Here is a 14,954-nt window from a genome sequence, read left to right on the forward strand (position 1 = left end):
GGAACATCAATGGCAAAAGTCGCATTTCTGGGCCTGGGCGTTATGGGCTATCCCATGGCAGGACATCTGGTCAAGGCAGGTCACGAGGTGACCGTTTACAACCGTACCGAGAGCAAGGCCAAGGCCTGGGTGGAAGAATACCAGGGCCAATATGCGACCAGCCCCAGGCTGGCTGCCGCCGATAAGGACATAGTGTTCGTCTGTGTCGGCAATGATAACGATCTGCGCGAGGTGGTGACGGGCGAAGAGGGGGCTATCCATGCCATGGCGCCCGGCGCTGTGTTGGTTGATCACACCACGGCGTCTGCCGATGTGGCCCGAGAACTGGCGGCCCGTTTCGCCGAGGCTGGATTGGCCTTTATCGATGCGCCCGTGTCCGGCGGTCAGGCCGGTGCCGTTAACGGTGTGTTGACCGTTATGGCCGGTGGCGATCCTGCGGTGTTTGACCAGGTCAAGCCGGTGATCATGAGCTATGCCCGCTGCGCTGAACTGCTGGGGGACTCTGGTGCCGGTCAGCTGACCAAGATGGTCAATCAAATCTGTATCGCCGGTGTGGTGCAGGGTCTGGCCGAAGCATTGCACTTTGCCCGCAGCGCCGGCCTGGATGGCGAGCGGGTGGTGGAAGTCATCAGCAAGGGCGCAGCCCAGAGCTGGCAGATGGAAAACCGCTATCAAAGCATGTGGGCCGGCAAGTATGACTTTGGTTTTGCCATAGATTGGATGCGCAAAGATCTGGGGATCACCCTCGACGAGGCCCGCCGCAATGGTGCCAGTCTGCCGCTGACTGCCTTGGTGGATCAGTTTTACGCCGAAGTGCAGGCCATGGGCGGCAATCGCTGGGATACTTCCAGCCTGATGGCCAGATTGGAAAAGAACCGCAAATAAGCAATCACAAATAAGCAATCAGAAGTAAGTAATAAGACAAAAAACAACAGGCCCGCATTTGCGGGCCTGTTTTCTTTTCTCGTTGCGGCTTATCAGCGCACAGGATCCACCACCAGGTGTTCCAGTTGCACCGCGGCCACAGTATGCAGCGCATCCATGGTGGCGCCCACCAGGGAAATTTTACCGGCGGAAGACTCCAGCAATATGGCGCGGCTGATGCTGGAAAATTCGCGATTGTGGCGTACCAGATTCGACAGCGCCATTTGCATCGGCAGCATAGACGGGTTGAAGGCGGCGTTCTCGGCGTAGCGGCCACAGAAGGTGGCGCCGTCATCGGTTTCCAGCACCACGGCGGCATGACACCGACTGTAGGGGGCATAGCTGAGGCTGGCGTGATCGAGTGCCTCAATCAGCAGCGGATCGTCACTCTCCAGTTCCAGCTCTGTCTGTTGCTTGCTGAGCAGGGGGGAAGTGACATTGAGGTCTGCGGGTCCAAAGGCATAGGGCAGGTAATGGGACAGGGGCGCCGTGGCTTGTCCCGGCAGGTGAATATGCACCTTCTGGCCATGTACCAGCTCATTGATGAACTGGCGGCAGTGGCCACAGGGACTGGCGTTGACCACTATGTCCTTGATTTCTACCTCGCCGCTGAGCCAGGCATGGCTGATGGCGCTCTGCTCCGCATGCACCGAATGAAACAGGGCTTCGCCCTCAAGTTCCAGGTTGGCGCCCATGTAGAAGTCACCGCTCTTGCCGATGGCGATGGCACCGACATAAAAGTCACTTACCGGAGGTTTGGCCAGGCTGGCGGCCAGGGGCAGCAGTGCCAGACCCAAACCGTGATTGTCGAGGCCGGAGACACGGCACAATTCTTTGACCTGCACCGCATCCAGATGGCCGCTGAAGCCCTGGTTAAGCAGTGGCATGATGGCGCCGGCGAGGGCTTCCGGTAATTGGGTTATGCTGCGCACGAATCTGTCTTGCATTTCCCTGATTCCTTGGTTGTGTGGCTATTGGGTTGTCAGTCTAGTTATTTTATTACAACAGGACTGGGATCTGACGCGCAATTGTGGCTAGAGAGACTGCAGGTAACGGCACAAAGCGCTCAAAAGTTTTTGTTTGTTTTCATCATTCTGGGTTTCTTCCAGCAAATTTTCCAGCCGGATCACATAGTCCGGATCGCTGAGACGCTGCTGGCAGAACTCCCGCCATTTGATGCTTTCCTGATGGGACAGGGTCTGCGGGTAGTTGCGGGCCCGGTAACGCCACAGCATCTGCGGCAAACGGCCATCGTCAAACTCCAGCGACAGCGCCGCCAGGTTCTGGGGCTGAGTATTGCGGATAATCTCCATCTTGGCCCTGTCGGCGGGGGAGAAAAAGCCGCCGCTGTAGAGCATAAGGTCCGGATCGCTGCCGTTTGCCACAGGCTCGTCATCGAACATGGCCGTAAGTTTTTCGCGGATTTCCGGATGTTGTTTCAGCAGCTTGAATTGCTCGCGGGCGAATTCCTTGTCAATGCCGAGTCTTTCGGCACTGGTATCATCCAGGGTCTTGGCCGGGGCGATAAAGGGACACTTGTTGAGATGGATTTGTTTCACCGGTACCGGCAGTTCGTCTTCCGCCAATTCAGTGCGGGGTGTATACATACGCTCCCGCAGTTGCGCCACTTCCAGCTCAATCAAGGGGCTGATATCCATGGCCAGATTGACGCACACCACGGCGTTCTTGTTGCGCATATTGTGGGCCACGGGCGCTATCAGAGTGGCACAGCCCTGGGCGGCACTGATCTTGGAGCTCACATGCACCAGGGGCGTCATGGCCAGTACATCGACCTGCTCGCCAACCGCCTGTTTACGGCGCAAACGGAAATAGTAATCGTACAGCTTGGGCTGCTTTTCCTTGATAAGCTTTGCCAGCGCTATCGTGGCGTAGACATCCGACATGGCATCGTGGGCCTTGTCGTGGCCCAGGCCATTGGCGGCGGTCAATAATTCCAGCTTGAAGCTGGGGCTGCCATCCTCGCGGGTGGGCCAATTGATGCCGTCGGGGCGCAGGGCGTAACAGGCGCGGACCAGGTCGATGAGATCCCAGCGGGAATTACCCTGTTGCCATTCGCGGGCATAGGGATCGATAAAGTTGCGATAAAAGCCGTAACGGGTAACTTCGTCATCGAAACGCAGCGAGTTGTAACCGGCCACACAGGTATTGGGCACGCTGAACAGCGACTGGATCCGCCCCATGAACTCCGTCTCAGGCACGCCCCTTTGGTTGGCGAGCTGTGGCGTGATGCCGGTGATGAGTATTGCCTCGGGTGAGGGTAGATAATCCGGCGCCAACTGGCAGTAGAAGGTTTCCGGCTCGCCAATGATGTTGAGATCCAGATCGGTCCGCACCCCGGCAAACTGTGCCGGTCTGTCTTTAGCCGGATTGGCACCAAAGGTTTCGTAATCGTGCCAAAAAATAGTGGGCTGGATGTAATCTGTCATTGGAATTTCGCGTCTGTCCATGAAGGTAAGGAGCTATCTTACCACTTGTGCCGGCATATTCATCCTTGGCAGGCTTTGGCGCTGGCTTGTTGGCCAAATATGCAGCGGATAGCAATCAGAGTGAAAAACTATTCATGGTTCATAACTGTTTCCCTCAAGCGGGATTAGCTGCGTCAACATCTTGCATATCGGAAATTGCGGGTGCTTAGCGCTTGTCTTGACGGTACAATCGCGCCATCGACAAGGGAAGTGCGTATGTTCAATCAATTTTTCGGTATGCCCATGGTGCAGGATCTAAAGCATCCGGGGCAATTTCAGTTACGTCTTGGCGACAATATCAGCGATCTGGTGCTTATTCAGGCCCTACGCGCCCCCTTACTTGAGGTGGTGGTGGCGGCCTACGAATCCCCCCAGTTACTGCTGACGGTGCGCTGTCAGCCACTGTTTGAGCTGCAATGTGCCAAAAAGCAGGCCACGGCACCGGTGGAAAACCTGTTGGCGCGGGGCAGGGGCCAGGGCTTCAGACTCTACTGCCGTTTGGGGGTGGCGCCGGCGCGCCTGCTTGAGTCCCTGCGCAGGGGATTGCGACTGGATTTTATCCCCGACAGTCCGGGCCAGTTTGCTTTGCTGGATAACGAACATTTCGAACTCTTGGCCCTTGAAGAAGATCTGCGGCTGTTGAACGAGCCCCAGGCGCTGTCGCACGCGCGGGCGATTCTGGCGCGGGAATTTGATTACGGCCTGGGTGTGGCCATGTTGGCGGTACACATCAGTGAGCTGGAGCAGGCATCTCGTGAACTGTTGGCGTTTCTGGAGAGCACGGCCAAGCACACGAGTCTTCAGGATGAAGCCAGGCGCATGGTGCCTTTGCTTAATCAGAAGCGCCAGTGGCTGCTCAGGCGACACAGTCAGCTCCAGGAGCGAACCCATTATGGCCATAGTGCCAATCAAATGGATGAACTGGAAAGCCTGAAGCAGCAGTTGGAGTGTTACCAGTTGCTGGCCCCCCCCGAAGTGACAGCCATGGTGCAGGCTCTGGTAAAAGAAGACTCCTGATGGTCGCCGATGTTTGTAAAATCAATACCTATTTAAAGACGAGGATGCCGTAATGACATCTCAACATCGCAGTTGGGGCAGGGTATATCAATGCCCCTTATGCCAGCTGCCATTGGCACAGCAAGCTAACCAGTACAGCTGCGCCAAGGGGCACAGTTTCGATTGTGCCAAAGAGGGTTATGTCAACCTGCTGCCTGTGGCCAAGAAACGGTCCAAGGATCCCGGCGACAGCAAGGAGATGATCCAGGGGCGGCGGGCGTTTCTCGACGCGGGTTACTATGAAAAGCTCAGTGACAGGATCAACGAGCTGGCATTGAGCCATGCCCCGGGGGCGGGACAGGCGCTGGATTTGGGCTGTGGCGAAGGTTATTACAGTCACCGGCTGTTTCGGGCGATGAATGCCGCGGCGCCCATGGCGCTCGATGGCCTGGATATTTCCCGGGCGGCGGTGCGCTACGGCGCCAAACGTTATCCTGATTTGGCCTTTTGCGTCGCCAGTGCCTACGACATGCCTTTTCGCGATGCCACTTTCGACTTGCTGCTCAGAGTCTATGCCCCCTCAAGGGATGAGGAGTTATTGCGGGTGATGCGTCCGGGGGCATGTCTGATTACGGTGCAACCCGGACCCATGCACCACTTTGCCATCAAGCAACTGATTTACGCCGAGCCGAGACTGCATCCCGAGGATGATTCGGTCGCCGAAGGTTTCGAGCTTATCCATGCTGAGCGACTGCAGTGGCAGCTGATGTTGGGCCGGAGCGACATGACGGAGGCATTTCTTGCCATGACGCCTTACGCCTGGAAGCTCAGTCAGGAACAAAAGGCGGAGCTGTGCCGCACCGGACTTGGCTGTGAACTGGATTTCAGTATCAGGGTGCTGCGCAAGCGCTAACTCAATATAAACAAGGGCTTCAGGGATGAATTGCCGATTTTGAGTTTTTACACAAAAGCGCGTTTGGAAAAATGTGAGCCAACTCCACGAAATTTAAGTAAAAAAATACTGGACGCCGATACCGATGCTTGTTGACTTATGTGATAAAAGGTTTATAGTCATTAAAGCTTGAAGGTTGGGCTTATATTTATGTGTTCAATACGACCAGTTCGTCCTGTAAACATCATAAGTAATACCGGCATTTTCCAGCTCCACCGCCGTTAAGGCTTTATATTGAAATATTTACAGGAAACATTTATATGTCTCAAGTTACTGGTGTAGTAAAGTGGTTCAACTCTGACAAAGGTTTCGGTTTCATCGAGCAAGAGTCTGGTCCAGACGTATTCGTTCACTTCCGTGCTATCAACTCTGATGGCTTCAAGACCCTGGACGAAGGTCAGAAAGTATCTTTCACTGTGACCCAAGGTCAGAAAGGTCCTCAAGCTGAAAACGTAACCGTTATCGGCTAATGTTCCCGCGGTGACTCAGGTCATCACGAGAAACAAAATGAGCTGTGGCAAATGCCGCAGCTTTTTTTTGCCTGTTTGTCGGCAAAACAGAGCATTTGGCAATTAAATTGCGACAGCTTTTCAATAACCAGCACACGGCATCCAGACAGCAGCACCCAGGTACAGAACGCAGGCAAATAAAAAGACCCACCAGGGTGGGTCTTCAGCTGATTGGCTAGCTCCTATGAAAACAGGGTGTCTTCCAGGGAGCGGCCATTTTGTAAAAGCTTGTACTTGGCCCCCTGAGCCTTACAGAGTTCCAGCAGTTGTTGCTCCAGCACGTAAGGCTCACCGCCTTGATACTCAATCAGAAAGTCCTTGCCGTTCTTGGCCCTTACTCGGATCACCGACGGCAGCGATTCCAGGCCCTGTTGCAACATGTCTGTTTCGCAGCTCTGCATACTCAGACTGAGGAAACTGGCGCCGCCTTGCTGTTCCAGTGACAACGACTGGGTCAGACGTCCCTGTTCCAGATACAGCACTGTGCCACAGAGCTTTTCCAGCTCATCGAGGTTGTGGGAGCTGATAATGAAATTGGTGTTTGCCGATTGGGCGCGCACCAACTCCCTGATGGCCCTGGCATTGGCGGGATCCAAACCGGCGGTGGGCTCATCCAGCAGCACCAGTTCAGGAGATCCCATCAGTGCCTGGGCTATCGCGACCCGCTTACCCATGCCATGGCTCAATGTTGTGGGCTTGCTCTGGGCCACTGTCTGTAAGTCCACCAGGGTCAGTACCCGCATGGCTTCGTCTTGGGCCTGACGATGGCCAAGCCCCTGCAAGCGCCCGAAAAAACTCAACTGCTGCAACACAGTGAAATTGGGATCCAGCAAGCCATCCTGGGGCAGGCAGGAAACCCGGCCAAGCAGGGCCGGATCGCCGGCAGCCTGGCCCAGTATGGTGATTTTCCCCTTGCTGGGTTTGATAAAACCGCACAGCAGGCTTAACAGGGTGGTTTTTCCGGCGCCATTGGGGCCAACAAGGGCGATGGGCGCGCCGGCCTCAAGTGCGAGGTCAACGCCTTCGAGGGCCGCTTTGCTGCCGTAATATTTACTTAAGGATTGGGTTGTCAGCAGGCTCACAGGGCTCTCCTTTGCATGTAGAGGTGACCCAGGAGCAGCAACAAGGCGGCCTGTGCCAACGGAAGCGGCGCCGATGTCAGGGCTGCGCCGACACTGCTGTTAATCATCCCGGACAATTGCGAACCCGGCATCAGCCAGGACAGGAATCCGAGTCCGGGGAAATAGTAGCTGCCGACGGAAGTGACTATCCACAGCAGGGTCCAAAATACCACTGCCAGCACTGAGGCTTGCCTGGCGCTGTTGGAATACAAAGACAGCAATGCCATGGCTGTGGTATAGGGCAGCACTATAATCAGCAGGTTCAAATAGATAAGTATCGTGGTGGAGAGGGCTTCACCCAGTAGCGAGGCATCCCGCATCAGGGTCATGATCAGTGTGGCCAGCAGAGCCGCCAACATATAAACCGACTGCAGCAGAAGTTGTCCCAATACCCGCCCAAGAAACAGGCCGGTACGACTCACCCTGAGCACCATAAACCTGAGGGTTTTGCGGCTCAGATCCGATGAAAAAACATCGGCAGCCACCACCAGGGTGAACAACGGAAACAGATACAGGGCCAGCACCCAGAAAACGGCCAGCTCGGCCACGGGCCAGGCAAAGAGTTTATCCAGGGTCTGGGTGCCAAACACGCTGCTCAGCAAGTCCCTAAATCCCTGTTGTCTGATAAAAGAAGAGGCCTGTCTGACCGGATACATGAGGATAAGCCCCCACACCAGCAAAAATGCCGCCATGGACATCAAACCGCGGATATTTAAAAAGCCTTTTTTAAGTTCCTGCGTCGCCACCATAAAAATATGGCTGGCGAGTGGCGGAACCTTTGGGGCCAGGGAATGGGACATGTGTGCTTCCTTGTATGGGCCTGGATCCCGCGGATTCAGGCTTGTTGTGCCAGCAATTGCTGCAATTGGGCTTCCAGTTTCGCGACGCGCTCTTCCAGAGTACTTATCCTGTCGCTGGCCGGTTCCGCTTCGGCTGGTGCGCCAGCGCCAGCGGAAAATGCGGCCTGTGCCAGCTCAGCTTGTTCATCTGCAAACAGGTGCATAAAGCGGCTTTCGCGGCGGCCGGGCTCCCGTGGCATTTGTACCACCAGGGGCTGCTGACGTTTGGCAAGACGTTCAAGTGCCGCCTCGGCTTCGGCAATGTCAGTAAAATCATAGAGTCGGTTGCTGCGACTGCGCAGCTCGCCGGCGGTTTGTGGGCCGCGCAAGAGTAACAAACAGATAATGGCCAGCTCGGCCTTGTCCAGTTGCAGTTCACCGAATTCGGTGTTGCAGAACCTGTGCTTGTATTTCACCACCCGGCTGCCAAAGCCGGATTGTTCGCTGATAAGACGCTTTTTGCTGAGATCATCCAAAGTGGCCTGGACTTGGGTTTCACTGAGTTCCATCACGGGATCGCGACTGGTTTTTTGGTTACAGGCCAGGGTAAGGGCGTTGAGTGACAGGGGGTACTGATCCGGGGTGGTGACTTCCTTTTCCAGTAAGCAGCCCATGACCCTGGCTTCCAGTTGATTGAATTGCATCGAAAACTCCTGTTGACAGCATGACCTTGTTATATCAAAGCCATGCCGCCATGCCTAGGAGAAACAAAGATTGTTACCTTTCTTTATTAAGCGCGGCATTATTCGGCAATGCGCAAACCGTCGTTGTCTATGCTGAGCTGACCGGCCTTGAACAGGCCACCTATGCTTTTCTTGAAGGCTTTTTTACTCATGCCCAGTTCGGCATAGATTACGTCGGCATCGGTTTTATCCGTTAACGGCAGGAAGCCGCCGGCCTTGCGCAGCTTATCCATGATGAGTTTGGCATGGGAGTCCAATTCTTCACGGTTGCCGCGCTGCAACTGCAGATCCAGTTTGCCATCGTGGCGCACCTGCTTGACATAACCTTGCACCTGTTGGCCGAAACGCAGTTTCTTGAACACTTCGTTGTTGTAAAGCACACCCCAGTGGGCCTGGTTGACTATGGCCTTGTAACCGAGATCGGAGGTGCCGGCGATGATAAGGTCAACCTTTTGACCTGGCTTGTAAAAAGCCGGGGTCTTGTCTAGGAACTTATCCAGTTTGGCCGAGGCCACAATGCGATCGTCCGCATGGTTGATGTGTATATAGACCAGCACCGAGCGGCCTTCTTCCGGCGGACGTTTCTGCTCGGCGAAGGGTAGCAGCAAATCCTTGTCCAATCCCCAATCGAGGAAGGCTCCGACCCGACTGATGGAAACCACTTTCAGCAGGGCAAATTCGCCGACCTGAGCCTTGGGGCGGGCAGTGGTGGCTATCAGTTGATCTTCAGAGTCCAGATACAGGAAAACATCGAGCCAGTCACCGACCTGACAGTCTTTGGGGGTGACCTTGTTGGGTAACAACACCTGACCGTATTGCTCGGCATTGAGATAGACACCGAAATTCACCTGTTTTACCACCTGCAGCCTGCAGGTCTTTCCAATCTGGATCATTGCACTCTCTTTATTGGCTGATTCGCATTTTACCGCGCGGATTATAGAGGAATTTGGGCGCCACTGCCCAGTTTGTTTGCTCCCGCGCGGCCGGGGGCAAACAATAGCCAAACCGCGGTGAAAAACCGACTGGGCGCCTTAGGTTTTTTGTATCGGATCTTTGTTTGAAAATGCAGCTTAACCTGTTGTCTGTAAATGAAAAAAAATGCTGTTGCTGCAACACTGGTCAGACAGGTTTGTCAGACTGCAACAACAAAGTCACATTCGTGCTTGCATTATTGAACTTTGCAGGGTTTAATTGCGCCGTTTCCGGGCATTAGCCCCCGGAAAACTCGTCTGATTTATGGGGTTTTTAACGGTTTTATGGTTCACGAGTCATTAACCGTGTAATTGACTGAACGCCTTTACACGGGGTTAAGAGGGTTTTAGCTAATGCACAACCATGTATTTATGACACATTGCCTGACCTTGGCATCAGCACTGGTGGCCTCACCGGTATGCTTTGACTCGGACGTAAAACACCTCACCCTGATCCGCATCAATTCTGGCCGCGAAGAGGCCAATAGTCCCAACTGACCCGTCGCTTTTTTACCGCGGCAATTGGCTACCCGGCATTCTCTGGCAGAGTGACCGGGCGAGGGGCATTTGAACTTTTACAGCAGAAAAGCGTGACATATGCAAAAGCAACACCTGTATTATGAGACCTTGCATTCCGGCTACGGTCAGTATTTCGAGGTTGATAAGGTACTGTTCGAGCAGAAGACTGAACAGTGGCACCTGACCATTTTTGAAAACAGCCGCTTTGGACGGGTGATGGCCCTCAATGGCGCCATCCAGACCACGGAAAAGGATGAATTTGTCTATCATGAAATGCTGACCCATGTGCCTTTGCTGGCCCATGGCAACGCCAAAAGCGTGCTCATTATTGGCGGCGGCGACGGCGGTATGTTGCGGGAAGTGGTAAAGCACAGGCAACTTGAGCGCATTACCATGGTCGAAATTGATGCCTCTGTGGTGGACATGTGCAAGACCTATTTTCCAGAGCACTCCCAGGGTGCCTATGATGACCCCAGGGTTGAGCTGGTGATCGACGATGGTATGGCCTTTGTGGCCAATACGGACAAGAAGTTCGATGTGATCATTTCAGATTGCACCGATCCGGTGGGGCCGGGAGAAATCCTCTTCAGCTCCGCCTTTTACCAAGGTTGCAAGCGCTGCCTGAACGAAAACGGTATTTTTGTGGCGCAAAACGGGGTGCCCTTTATGCAGCCCGAGGAAATTGCCGATACCGTGCGGCGCATGAGCCCCTATATGCAGGAGTGTTGGTTCTATATGGCCGCCGTGCCCACCTATGTGGGTGGCAGTATGGCGTTTGCCTGGGCCACCGACAATCTTGCAGCACGCAGAGTCGATTCTGCGACCCTTGAAGCGCGTTTTAATGCGGCTGGGATCAGCACTCGTTACTACACGCCGGCTGTACATCAGGCAAGCTTCGCCTTGCCAGCGTTTGTTGAACAGGCGATCCGGTCAGCCATGACCGTGATCGCTTAATATCATTTTTAAATAGACAGGCAAATATAAATGAACGATTGGTCTATTGATGATGCTCGTGCCGGGTACAACGTTGCCCACTGGAGCCAGGGGTTTTACGGGATCAGCGATCAGGGCGAGGTAACAGTATCGCCGGATCCTAAAAATCCTGAGTTTAAGATCGGTCTTAACGAGTTGGCCAAAGATATGGTCAAGGCCGGTGTAAACATGCCTGTGTTGGTGCGTTTCCCGCAAATCCTGCACCACAGGGTCGATAGCCTGTGTCAGGCCTTCAACCAGGCAATTCAGAAGTACGAGTATCAGGCCGATTACCTGCTGGTATACCCCATCAAGGTGAACCAGCAGCAGACAGTGGTGGAAGAGATCCTCGCCAGCCAGGTCAGCAAAGAGGCGCCGCAACTGGGTCTGGAAGCCGGCAGTAAGCCCGAGTTGATGGCCGTGTTGGCCATGGCCCAAAAGGCCAGCTCAGTGATTGTCTGTAACGGTTACAAGGACAATGAGTACATCCGCCTGGCGCTGATTGGTGAAAAGCTCGGTCACAAGGTGTACATAGTGCTGGAGAAGATGTCAGAACTCAAAATGGTTCTGACCGAATCCAAGAAGCTGGGTGTGACACCACGCCTGGGTCTGCGTGCCCGTCTGGCGTTCCAGGGCAAAGGCAAGTGGCAGGCCAGTGGTGGCGAAAAGTCCAAGTTCGGTCTGTCGGCTGCACAAATCCTCAACGTGGTTGAGCAGCTCAAGGCAGAGAACATGCTGGATTCGCTGCAGTTGCTGCATTTCCACCTGGGCTCACAGATTGCCAACATCCGCGATATCCGCCAGGGTGTCGGTGAAGCCGCGCGTTTTTATTGCGAACTGCGTCAGCTGGGTGCCAAAGTTAACTGTTTCGACGTCGGCGGCGGTTTGGCCGTGGACTATGACGGTACCCGCAGCCAGTCAAACAACTCAATGAACTATGCCCTGGCCGAATATGCCAACAACATAGTCTCTGTGTTGACCGATACCTGTAACGAGTATGAGCAGCCGATGCCGAGGATCATTTCCGAGTCCGGCCGCTACCTGACTGCGCACCATGCGGTATTGATCACCGATGTGATCGGTACCGAGGCCTACAGTCCTGAGCTGATCGTTGAACCCGCCGAAGATGCGCCCCAGCTGCTGCACAACATGTGGCAGAGTTGGACCGAAATCAGTGGCCGCCTGGATCAACGCGCCCTTATCGAGATTTTCCACGATACCCAGTCGGATCTCGCCGAAGCCCATTCGCTGTTTGCCATGGGACAACTGAGCCTGGCCGACCGTGCCTGGGCCGAGCAGTGTAATCTGCGTGTCTGCCACGAGCTGCAAGGGCTGATGAGCACCAAGAACCGTTACCAGCGCCCGATCATTGACGAACTCAATGAAAAGCTGGCGGACAAGTTCTTCGTGAACTTCTCCCTGTTCCAGTCGCTGCCAGACGCCTGGGGTATAGATCAGGTGTTCCCCGTACTGCCTCTGTCCGGTCTGGACAAGGTGCCGGAGCGCCGTGCGGTCATGCTGGACATTACCTGCGATTCTGACGGGATTGTTGATCAGTACGTGGACGGTCAGGGTATCGAAACCACGCTGCCGGTACCGGCCTGGAGTGCCGAAAGTCCATATCTCATAGGTTTCTTCCTGGTGGGCGCCTACCAGGAGATCCTCGGCGACATGCACAACCTGTTTGGTGACACCAACTCCGCCGTGGTGCGCATCGACGAGCAGGGCCTGACCAATATTGAGTCAGTGCTGGCCGGTGATACCGTTGCCGATGTGCTGCGTTATGTGAACCTGGACGCCGTGTCTTTCATGCGCACCTACGAAGAGCTGGTGAACCAGCACATAGATGAGAGTGAAAGGGCGTTTATCCTCGAAGAGTTGCAAGTGGGCCTCAAGGGTTACACTTACTTGGAAGACTTTTAACAAGGCAAGGTGAACACAGTGCCGGAACATCAGGCGTCTTTGGCGCCGTTCCGGCCCTCTGGTAGAGAAAAAATGTTTTTTGAAGGCTCAGAAAAAAAAATAGAAGTCATAGTCACACCCCAGTGTGGCTCACTGCGCGAACTCGGTAGGGCGTTTTGGACCGAGATGGTGTCCTGTGCCAATGCGGAAATTTTGTCATCCATCAGCAATGAAAATTGTGATGCGTACCTGCTGAGTGAGTCCAGTTTGTTTGTCTGGCACGACAGGTTCCTGATGCTGACCTGCGGTACCACCACCCTGGCCAATGCCGTTTTGCGGTTTATCGAGCGGGTAGGCAGTGAACACATTGCTTTTGCCAGTTATCAGCGTAAAAACGAATACCTGTCACATCTGCAATCAAGTGCTTTTGCCGACGACCTGGAACGCATTCGCGCCCGTTTGCCGGGCAATGCCTACCGCATAGGTCACCTGGATTCCCACCATCATTACATTTACACCAGCAGCAAGCCCTTTCAGGCGGCCGCAGACGATGTTACGTCCGAGTTGTTGATGTATCACATTCGGGGGGAAGCCGCAGATTATCTGCGGGCGGAAAACCAGAGCGCGGCCGAAATCCGCCGTTTGCTGGCGCTGGAAGCCATGCTGCCGGGTTTTGAATTCGATGACTTCCTGTTTGAGCCTTTTGGCTACTCAATCAATGGTATCTGTGGCGATCGCTACATGACCATACACATCACCCCCCAGGAAAACAGCTCTTACGTGAGCTTTGAAACCAATTTGCCGCTCGAAGGTGAACACGCCCTGCTGTTCGCCCGCCTGCTGGCGATACTCAATCCCGGCAGCTGGGATGTGATAGGTTTTAATTCCGGGTGCAATACCCAAGGTTATCCCGAGCACTTGTGCCTGGGGAGCTGTGCTTTGCAAACCGAGCAAGGGTATAATATCGACTTCAGTCATTATCAGCAGTTGTGTCACGAAGTGCTGATCCCTGAACCCATGTAAATTCCGGCCCTGTGGCTATTTTGGAGACTGTATGACCACTATTGCAGAGAAACCCGATTATTCGCTGTATTCCAATGCGTTCGGGTATTTGCGTCAACCTTTGGATTTCAAGCCTTGCGACAGTGATGCCGATGTGGTCGTCATAGGTCTGCCGTTCGACATGGCCACCACAGGCCGCAGCGGCGGCCGCATGGGCCCAGATGCGATTCGCCGTGCCTCGGTCAACCTGGCATGGGAAGACACCCGTTGGCCATGGGACTTTTCTCTGGGTCAAACCATCAAGATGGTGGATGCCGGTGATCTGGTATTCAACTGTGGTGATGCAGCCGACTTTACCGAGCGCGTCGAAGCCTTTGCCACCAAGGTGCTGGACAGTGGCAAGGCGCTGATGAGCTTCGGTGGCGATCACTTTGTGACCCTGCCACTGCTGCGTGCTCACCACAAGAAATTCGGCACCATGGCGCTGCTGCACTTTGATGCACACACCGACACATACAGCCAGGGCAGCAAGTTTGACCACGGCACCATGTTCTTCCATGCGCCCAAAGAAGGCCTGGTTGACCCAGAGCGCTCCGTACAAGTGGGGATCCGCACCGATTACACCAAGGACGGCCATGGCTACCAGGTGATCGATGCCGCGACCGCCAATGACCTGACCGCCGAGCAAATCGTTGAGCAGATCAAGGCCCGCGTCGGCGATATGCCATTGTATGTGACCTTCGACATCGACTGTCTGGATCCTGCCTTTGCGCCCGGTACCGGCACCCCAGTGTGTGGCGGCCTGACCAGCGACAAGGCGATGAAGATCATCCGCGGCCTGCGCGGTATGAATATTGTGGGTATGGATGTGGTGGAAGTGGCGCCATCTTACGACCACGCCGATATTACGGCACTGGCCGGCGCTACCCTGGGCTATGAAATGCTGCACGTTTGGGCTGTGGCCAAGGGCCTGGTCAAGTAACGGCGATTGTTGTTTAAGCCAATAAAAAGCCAACCATCAAGGTTGGCTTTTTTGTTGGCTTTTATAAGGTTACAATTCGGTACTCGCCCGTTTTGG

General features: G+C 54.6%; 15 protein-coding genes. 9 read left to right on the top strand and 6 right to left on the bottom strand.

Going from position 1 to position 14,954, the window contains the following annotated elements; all coding sequences use genetic code 11:
* Positions 1–9 precede the first annotated feature (9 nt).
* A complete protein-coding gene (locus JYB85_RS07870; RefSeq protein WP_207381741.1) occupies positions 10–885 on the top strand; it encodes an NAD(P)-dependent oxidoreductase in 876 nt (291 codons plus the stop codon).
* Between the two features lie 92 nt (positions 886–977).
* On the opposite strand, the gene cdd is transcribed toward JYB85_RS07870, so the two are convergent.
* Both cdd and sbcB read right to left on the bottom strand, forming a co-directional pair.
* Positions 978–1,871, bottom strand: a complete 894-nt coding sequence (gene cdd / locus JYB85_RS07875; protein ID WP_207326019.1) for a cytidine deaminase — start codon at positions 1,869–1,871, stop codon at positions 978–980.
* An 87-nt stretch (positions 1,872–1,958) separates the two neighbouring features.
* On the bottom strand, positions 1,959–3,371 hold the full coding sequence (gene sbcB, locus JYB85_RS07880) for an exodeoxyribonuclease I (protein WP_207381742.1): 1,413 nt from the start codon (positions 3,369–3,371) through the stop codon (positions 1,959–1,961).
* A 255-nt stretch (positions 3,372–3,626) separates the two neighbouring features.
* Between sbcB and JYB85_RS07885 the strand changes: the two genes are divergently transcribed.
* The 3 genes from JYB85_RS07885 to JYB85_RS07895 all read left to right on the top strand — a co-directional run bounded on the left by JYB85_RS07885 (position 3,627) and on the right by JYB85_RS07895 (position 5,828).
* Positions 3,627–4,427: a hypothetical protein gene (locus JYB85_RS07885; RefSeq protein WP_207381743.1), complete on the top strand. Its 801-nt coding sequence runs from the start codon at positions 3,627–3,629 to the stop codon at positions 4,425–4,427.
* Positions 4,428–4,479: 52 nt separating this feature from the next.
* Complete coding sequence (gene rlmA, locus JYB85_RS07890; RefSeq protein ID WP_207381744.1) at positions 4,480–5,319, top strand: 23S rRNA (guanine(745)-N(1))-methyltransferase; 840 nt, start codon at positions 4,480–4,482, stop codon at positions 5,317–5,319.
* 299 nt (positions 5,320–5,618) lie between these two features.
* Entirely contained in the window at positions 5,619–5,828 is a 210-nt protein-coding gene (locus JYB85_RS07895) for a cold-shock protein (RefSeq protein ID WP_011072720.1), read from the top strand.
* A 221-nt stretch (positions 5,829–6,049) separates the two neighbouring features.
* Here JYB85_RS07895 and JYB85_RS07900 read toward each other — a convergent pair whose 3' ends face one another.
* The 4 genes from JYB85_RS07900 to JYB85_RS07915 all read right to left on the bottom strand — a co-directional run bounded on the left by JYB85_RS07900 (position 6,050) and on the right by JYB85_RS07915 (position 9,403).
* A complete protein-coding gene (locus JYB85_RS07900; protein ID WP_207381745.1) occupies positions 6,050–6,949 on the bottom strand; it encodes an ABC transporter ATP-binding protein in 900 nt (299 codons plus the stop codon).
* Complete coding sequence (locus tag JYB85_RS07905; RefSeq protein ID WP_207381746.1) at positions 6,946–7,788, bottom strand: ABC transporter permease subunit; 843 nt, start codon at positions 7,786–7,788, stop codon at positions 6,946–6,948. Before JYB85_RS07905 ends, JYB85_RS07900 begins: the two co-directional genes overlap by 4 nt.
* 35 nt (positions 7,789–7,823) lie before the next feature.
* Positions 7,824–8,471 (bottom strand): YceH family protein, encoded by a 648-nt coding sequence (locus tag JYB85_RS07910; RefSeq protein WP_207381747.1) that lies wholly within the window; start codon positions 8,469–8,471, stop codon positions 7,824–7,826.
* Between the two features lie 98 nt (positions 8,472–8,569).
* Positions 8,570–9,403, bottom strand: coding sequence for a CvfB family protein (locus tag JYB85_RS07915; protein ID WP_207322827.1), 834 nt, complete (start codon positions 9,401–9,403; stop codon positions 8,570–8,572).
* Positions 9,404–9,835: 432 nt separating this feature from the next.
* Here JYB85_RS07915 and JYB85_RS07920 point away from each other — a divergent pair, with 432 nt between their 5' ends.
* The 5 genes from JYB85_RS07920 to speB all read left to right on the top strand — a co-directional run bounded on the left by JYB85_RS07920 (position 9,836) and on the right by speB (position 14,858).
* Positions 9,836–9,979: a hypothetical protein gene (locus tag JYB85_RS07920; RefSeq protein ID WP_207381748.1), complete on the top strand. Its 144-nt coding sequence runs from the start codon at positions 9,836–9,838 to the stop codon at positions 9,977–9,979.
* Positions 9,980–10,078: 99 nt separating this feature from the next.
* On the top strand, positions 10,079–10,954 hold the full coding sequence (gene speE, locus JYB85_RS07925) for a polyamine aminopropyltransferase (protein ID WP_207381749.1): 876 nt from the start codon (positions 10,079–10,081) through the stop codon (positions 10,952–10,954).
* A gap of 30 nt (positions 10,955–10,984) precedes the next feature.
* Positions 10,985–12,895, top strand: coding sequence for a biosynthetic arginine decarboxylase (speA, locus tag JYB85_RS07930; RefSeq protein WP_207381750.1), 1,911 nt, complete (start codon positions 10,985–10,987; stop codon positions 12,893–12,895).
* A gap of 72 nt (positions 12,896–12,967) precedes the next feature.
* On the top strand, positions 12,968–13,897 hold the full coding sequence (locus JYB85_RS07935) for an adenosylmethionine decarboxylase (RefSeq protein WP_207381751.1): 930 nt from the start codon (positions 12,968–12,970) through the stop codon (positions 13,895–13,897).
* 31 nt (positions 13,898–13,928) lie between these two features.
* Positions 13,929–14,858 (top strand): agmatinase, encoded by a 930-nt coding sequence (speB, locus tag JYB85_RS07940; RefSeq protein ID WP_207381752.1) that lies wholly within the window; start codon positions 13,929–13,931, stop codon positions 14,856–14,858.
* Positions 14,859–14,954: the final 96 nt, after the last annotated feature.

Origin of the sequence: Shewanella sedimentimangrovi, assembly GCF_017354965.1 — a bacterium.
Lineage (GTDB): Bacteria > Pseudomonadota > Gammaproteobacteria > Enterobacterales > Shewanellaceae > Shewanella > Shewanella cyperi.

Coding starts and splice junctions, on each gene's coding strand:
- JYB85_RS07870 (WP_207381741.1), top strand. CDS start 10: ATGGCAAAAGTCGCATTTCTGGGCCTGGGCGTTATGGGCTATCCCATG.
- cdd (WP_207326019.1), bottom strand. CDS start 1,871: ATGCAAGACAGATTCGTGCGCAGCATAACCCAATTACCGGAAGCCCTC.
- sbcB (WP_207381742.1), bottom strand. CDS start 3,371: ATGACAGATTACATCCAGCCCACTATTTTTTGGCACGATTACGAAACC.
- JYB85_RS07885 (WP_207381743.1), top strand. CDS start 3,627: ATGTTCAATCAATTTTTCGGTATGCCCATGGTGCAGGATCTAAAGCAT.
- rlmA (WP_207381744.1), top strand. CDS start 4,480: ATGACATCTCAACATCGCAGTTGGGGCAGGGTATATCAATGCCCCTTA.
- JYB85_RS07895 (WP_011072720.1), top strand. CDS start 5,619: ATGTCTCAAGTTACTGGTGTAGTAAAGTGGTTCAACTCTGACAAAGGT.
- JYB85_RS07905 (WP_207381746.1), bottom strand. CDS start 7,788: ATGTCCCATTCCCTGGCCCCAAAGGTTCCGCCACTCGCCAGCCATATT.
- JYB85_RS07910 (WP_207381747.1), bottom strand. CDS start 8,471: ATGCAATTCAATCAACTGGAAGCCAGGGTCATGGGCTGCTTACTGGAA.
- JYB85_RS07915 (WP_207322827.1), bottom strand. CDS start 9,403: ATGATCCAGATTGGAAAGACCTGCAGGCTGCAGGTGGTAAAACAGGTG.
- JYB85_RS07920 (WP_207381748.1), top strand. CDS start 9,836: ATGCACAACCATGTATTTATGACACATTGCCTGACCTTGGCATCAGCA.
- speE (WP_207381749.1), top strand. CDS start 10,079: ATGCAAAAGCAACACCTGTATTATGAGACCTTGCATTCCGGCTACGGT.
- speA (WP_207381750.1), top strand. CDS start 10,985: ATGAACGATTGGTCTATTGATGATGCTCGTGCCGGGTACAACGTTGCC.
- JYB85_RS07935 (WP_207381751.1), top strand. CDS start 12,968: ATGTTTTTTGAAGGCTCAGAAAAAAAAATAGAAGTCATAGTCACACCC.
- speB (WP_207381752.1), top strand. CDS start 13,929: ATGACCACTATTGCAGAGAAACCCGATTATTCGCTGTATTCCAATGCG.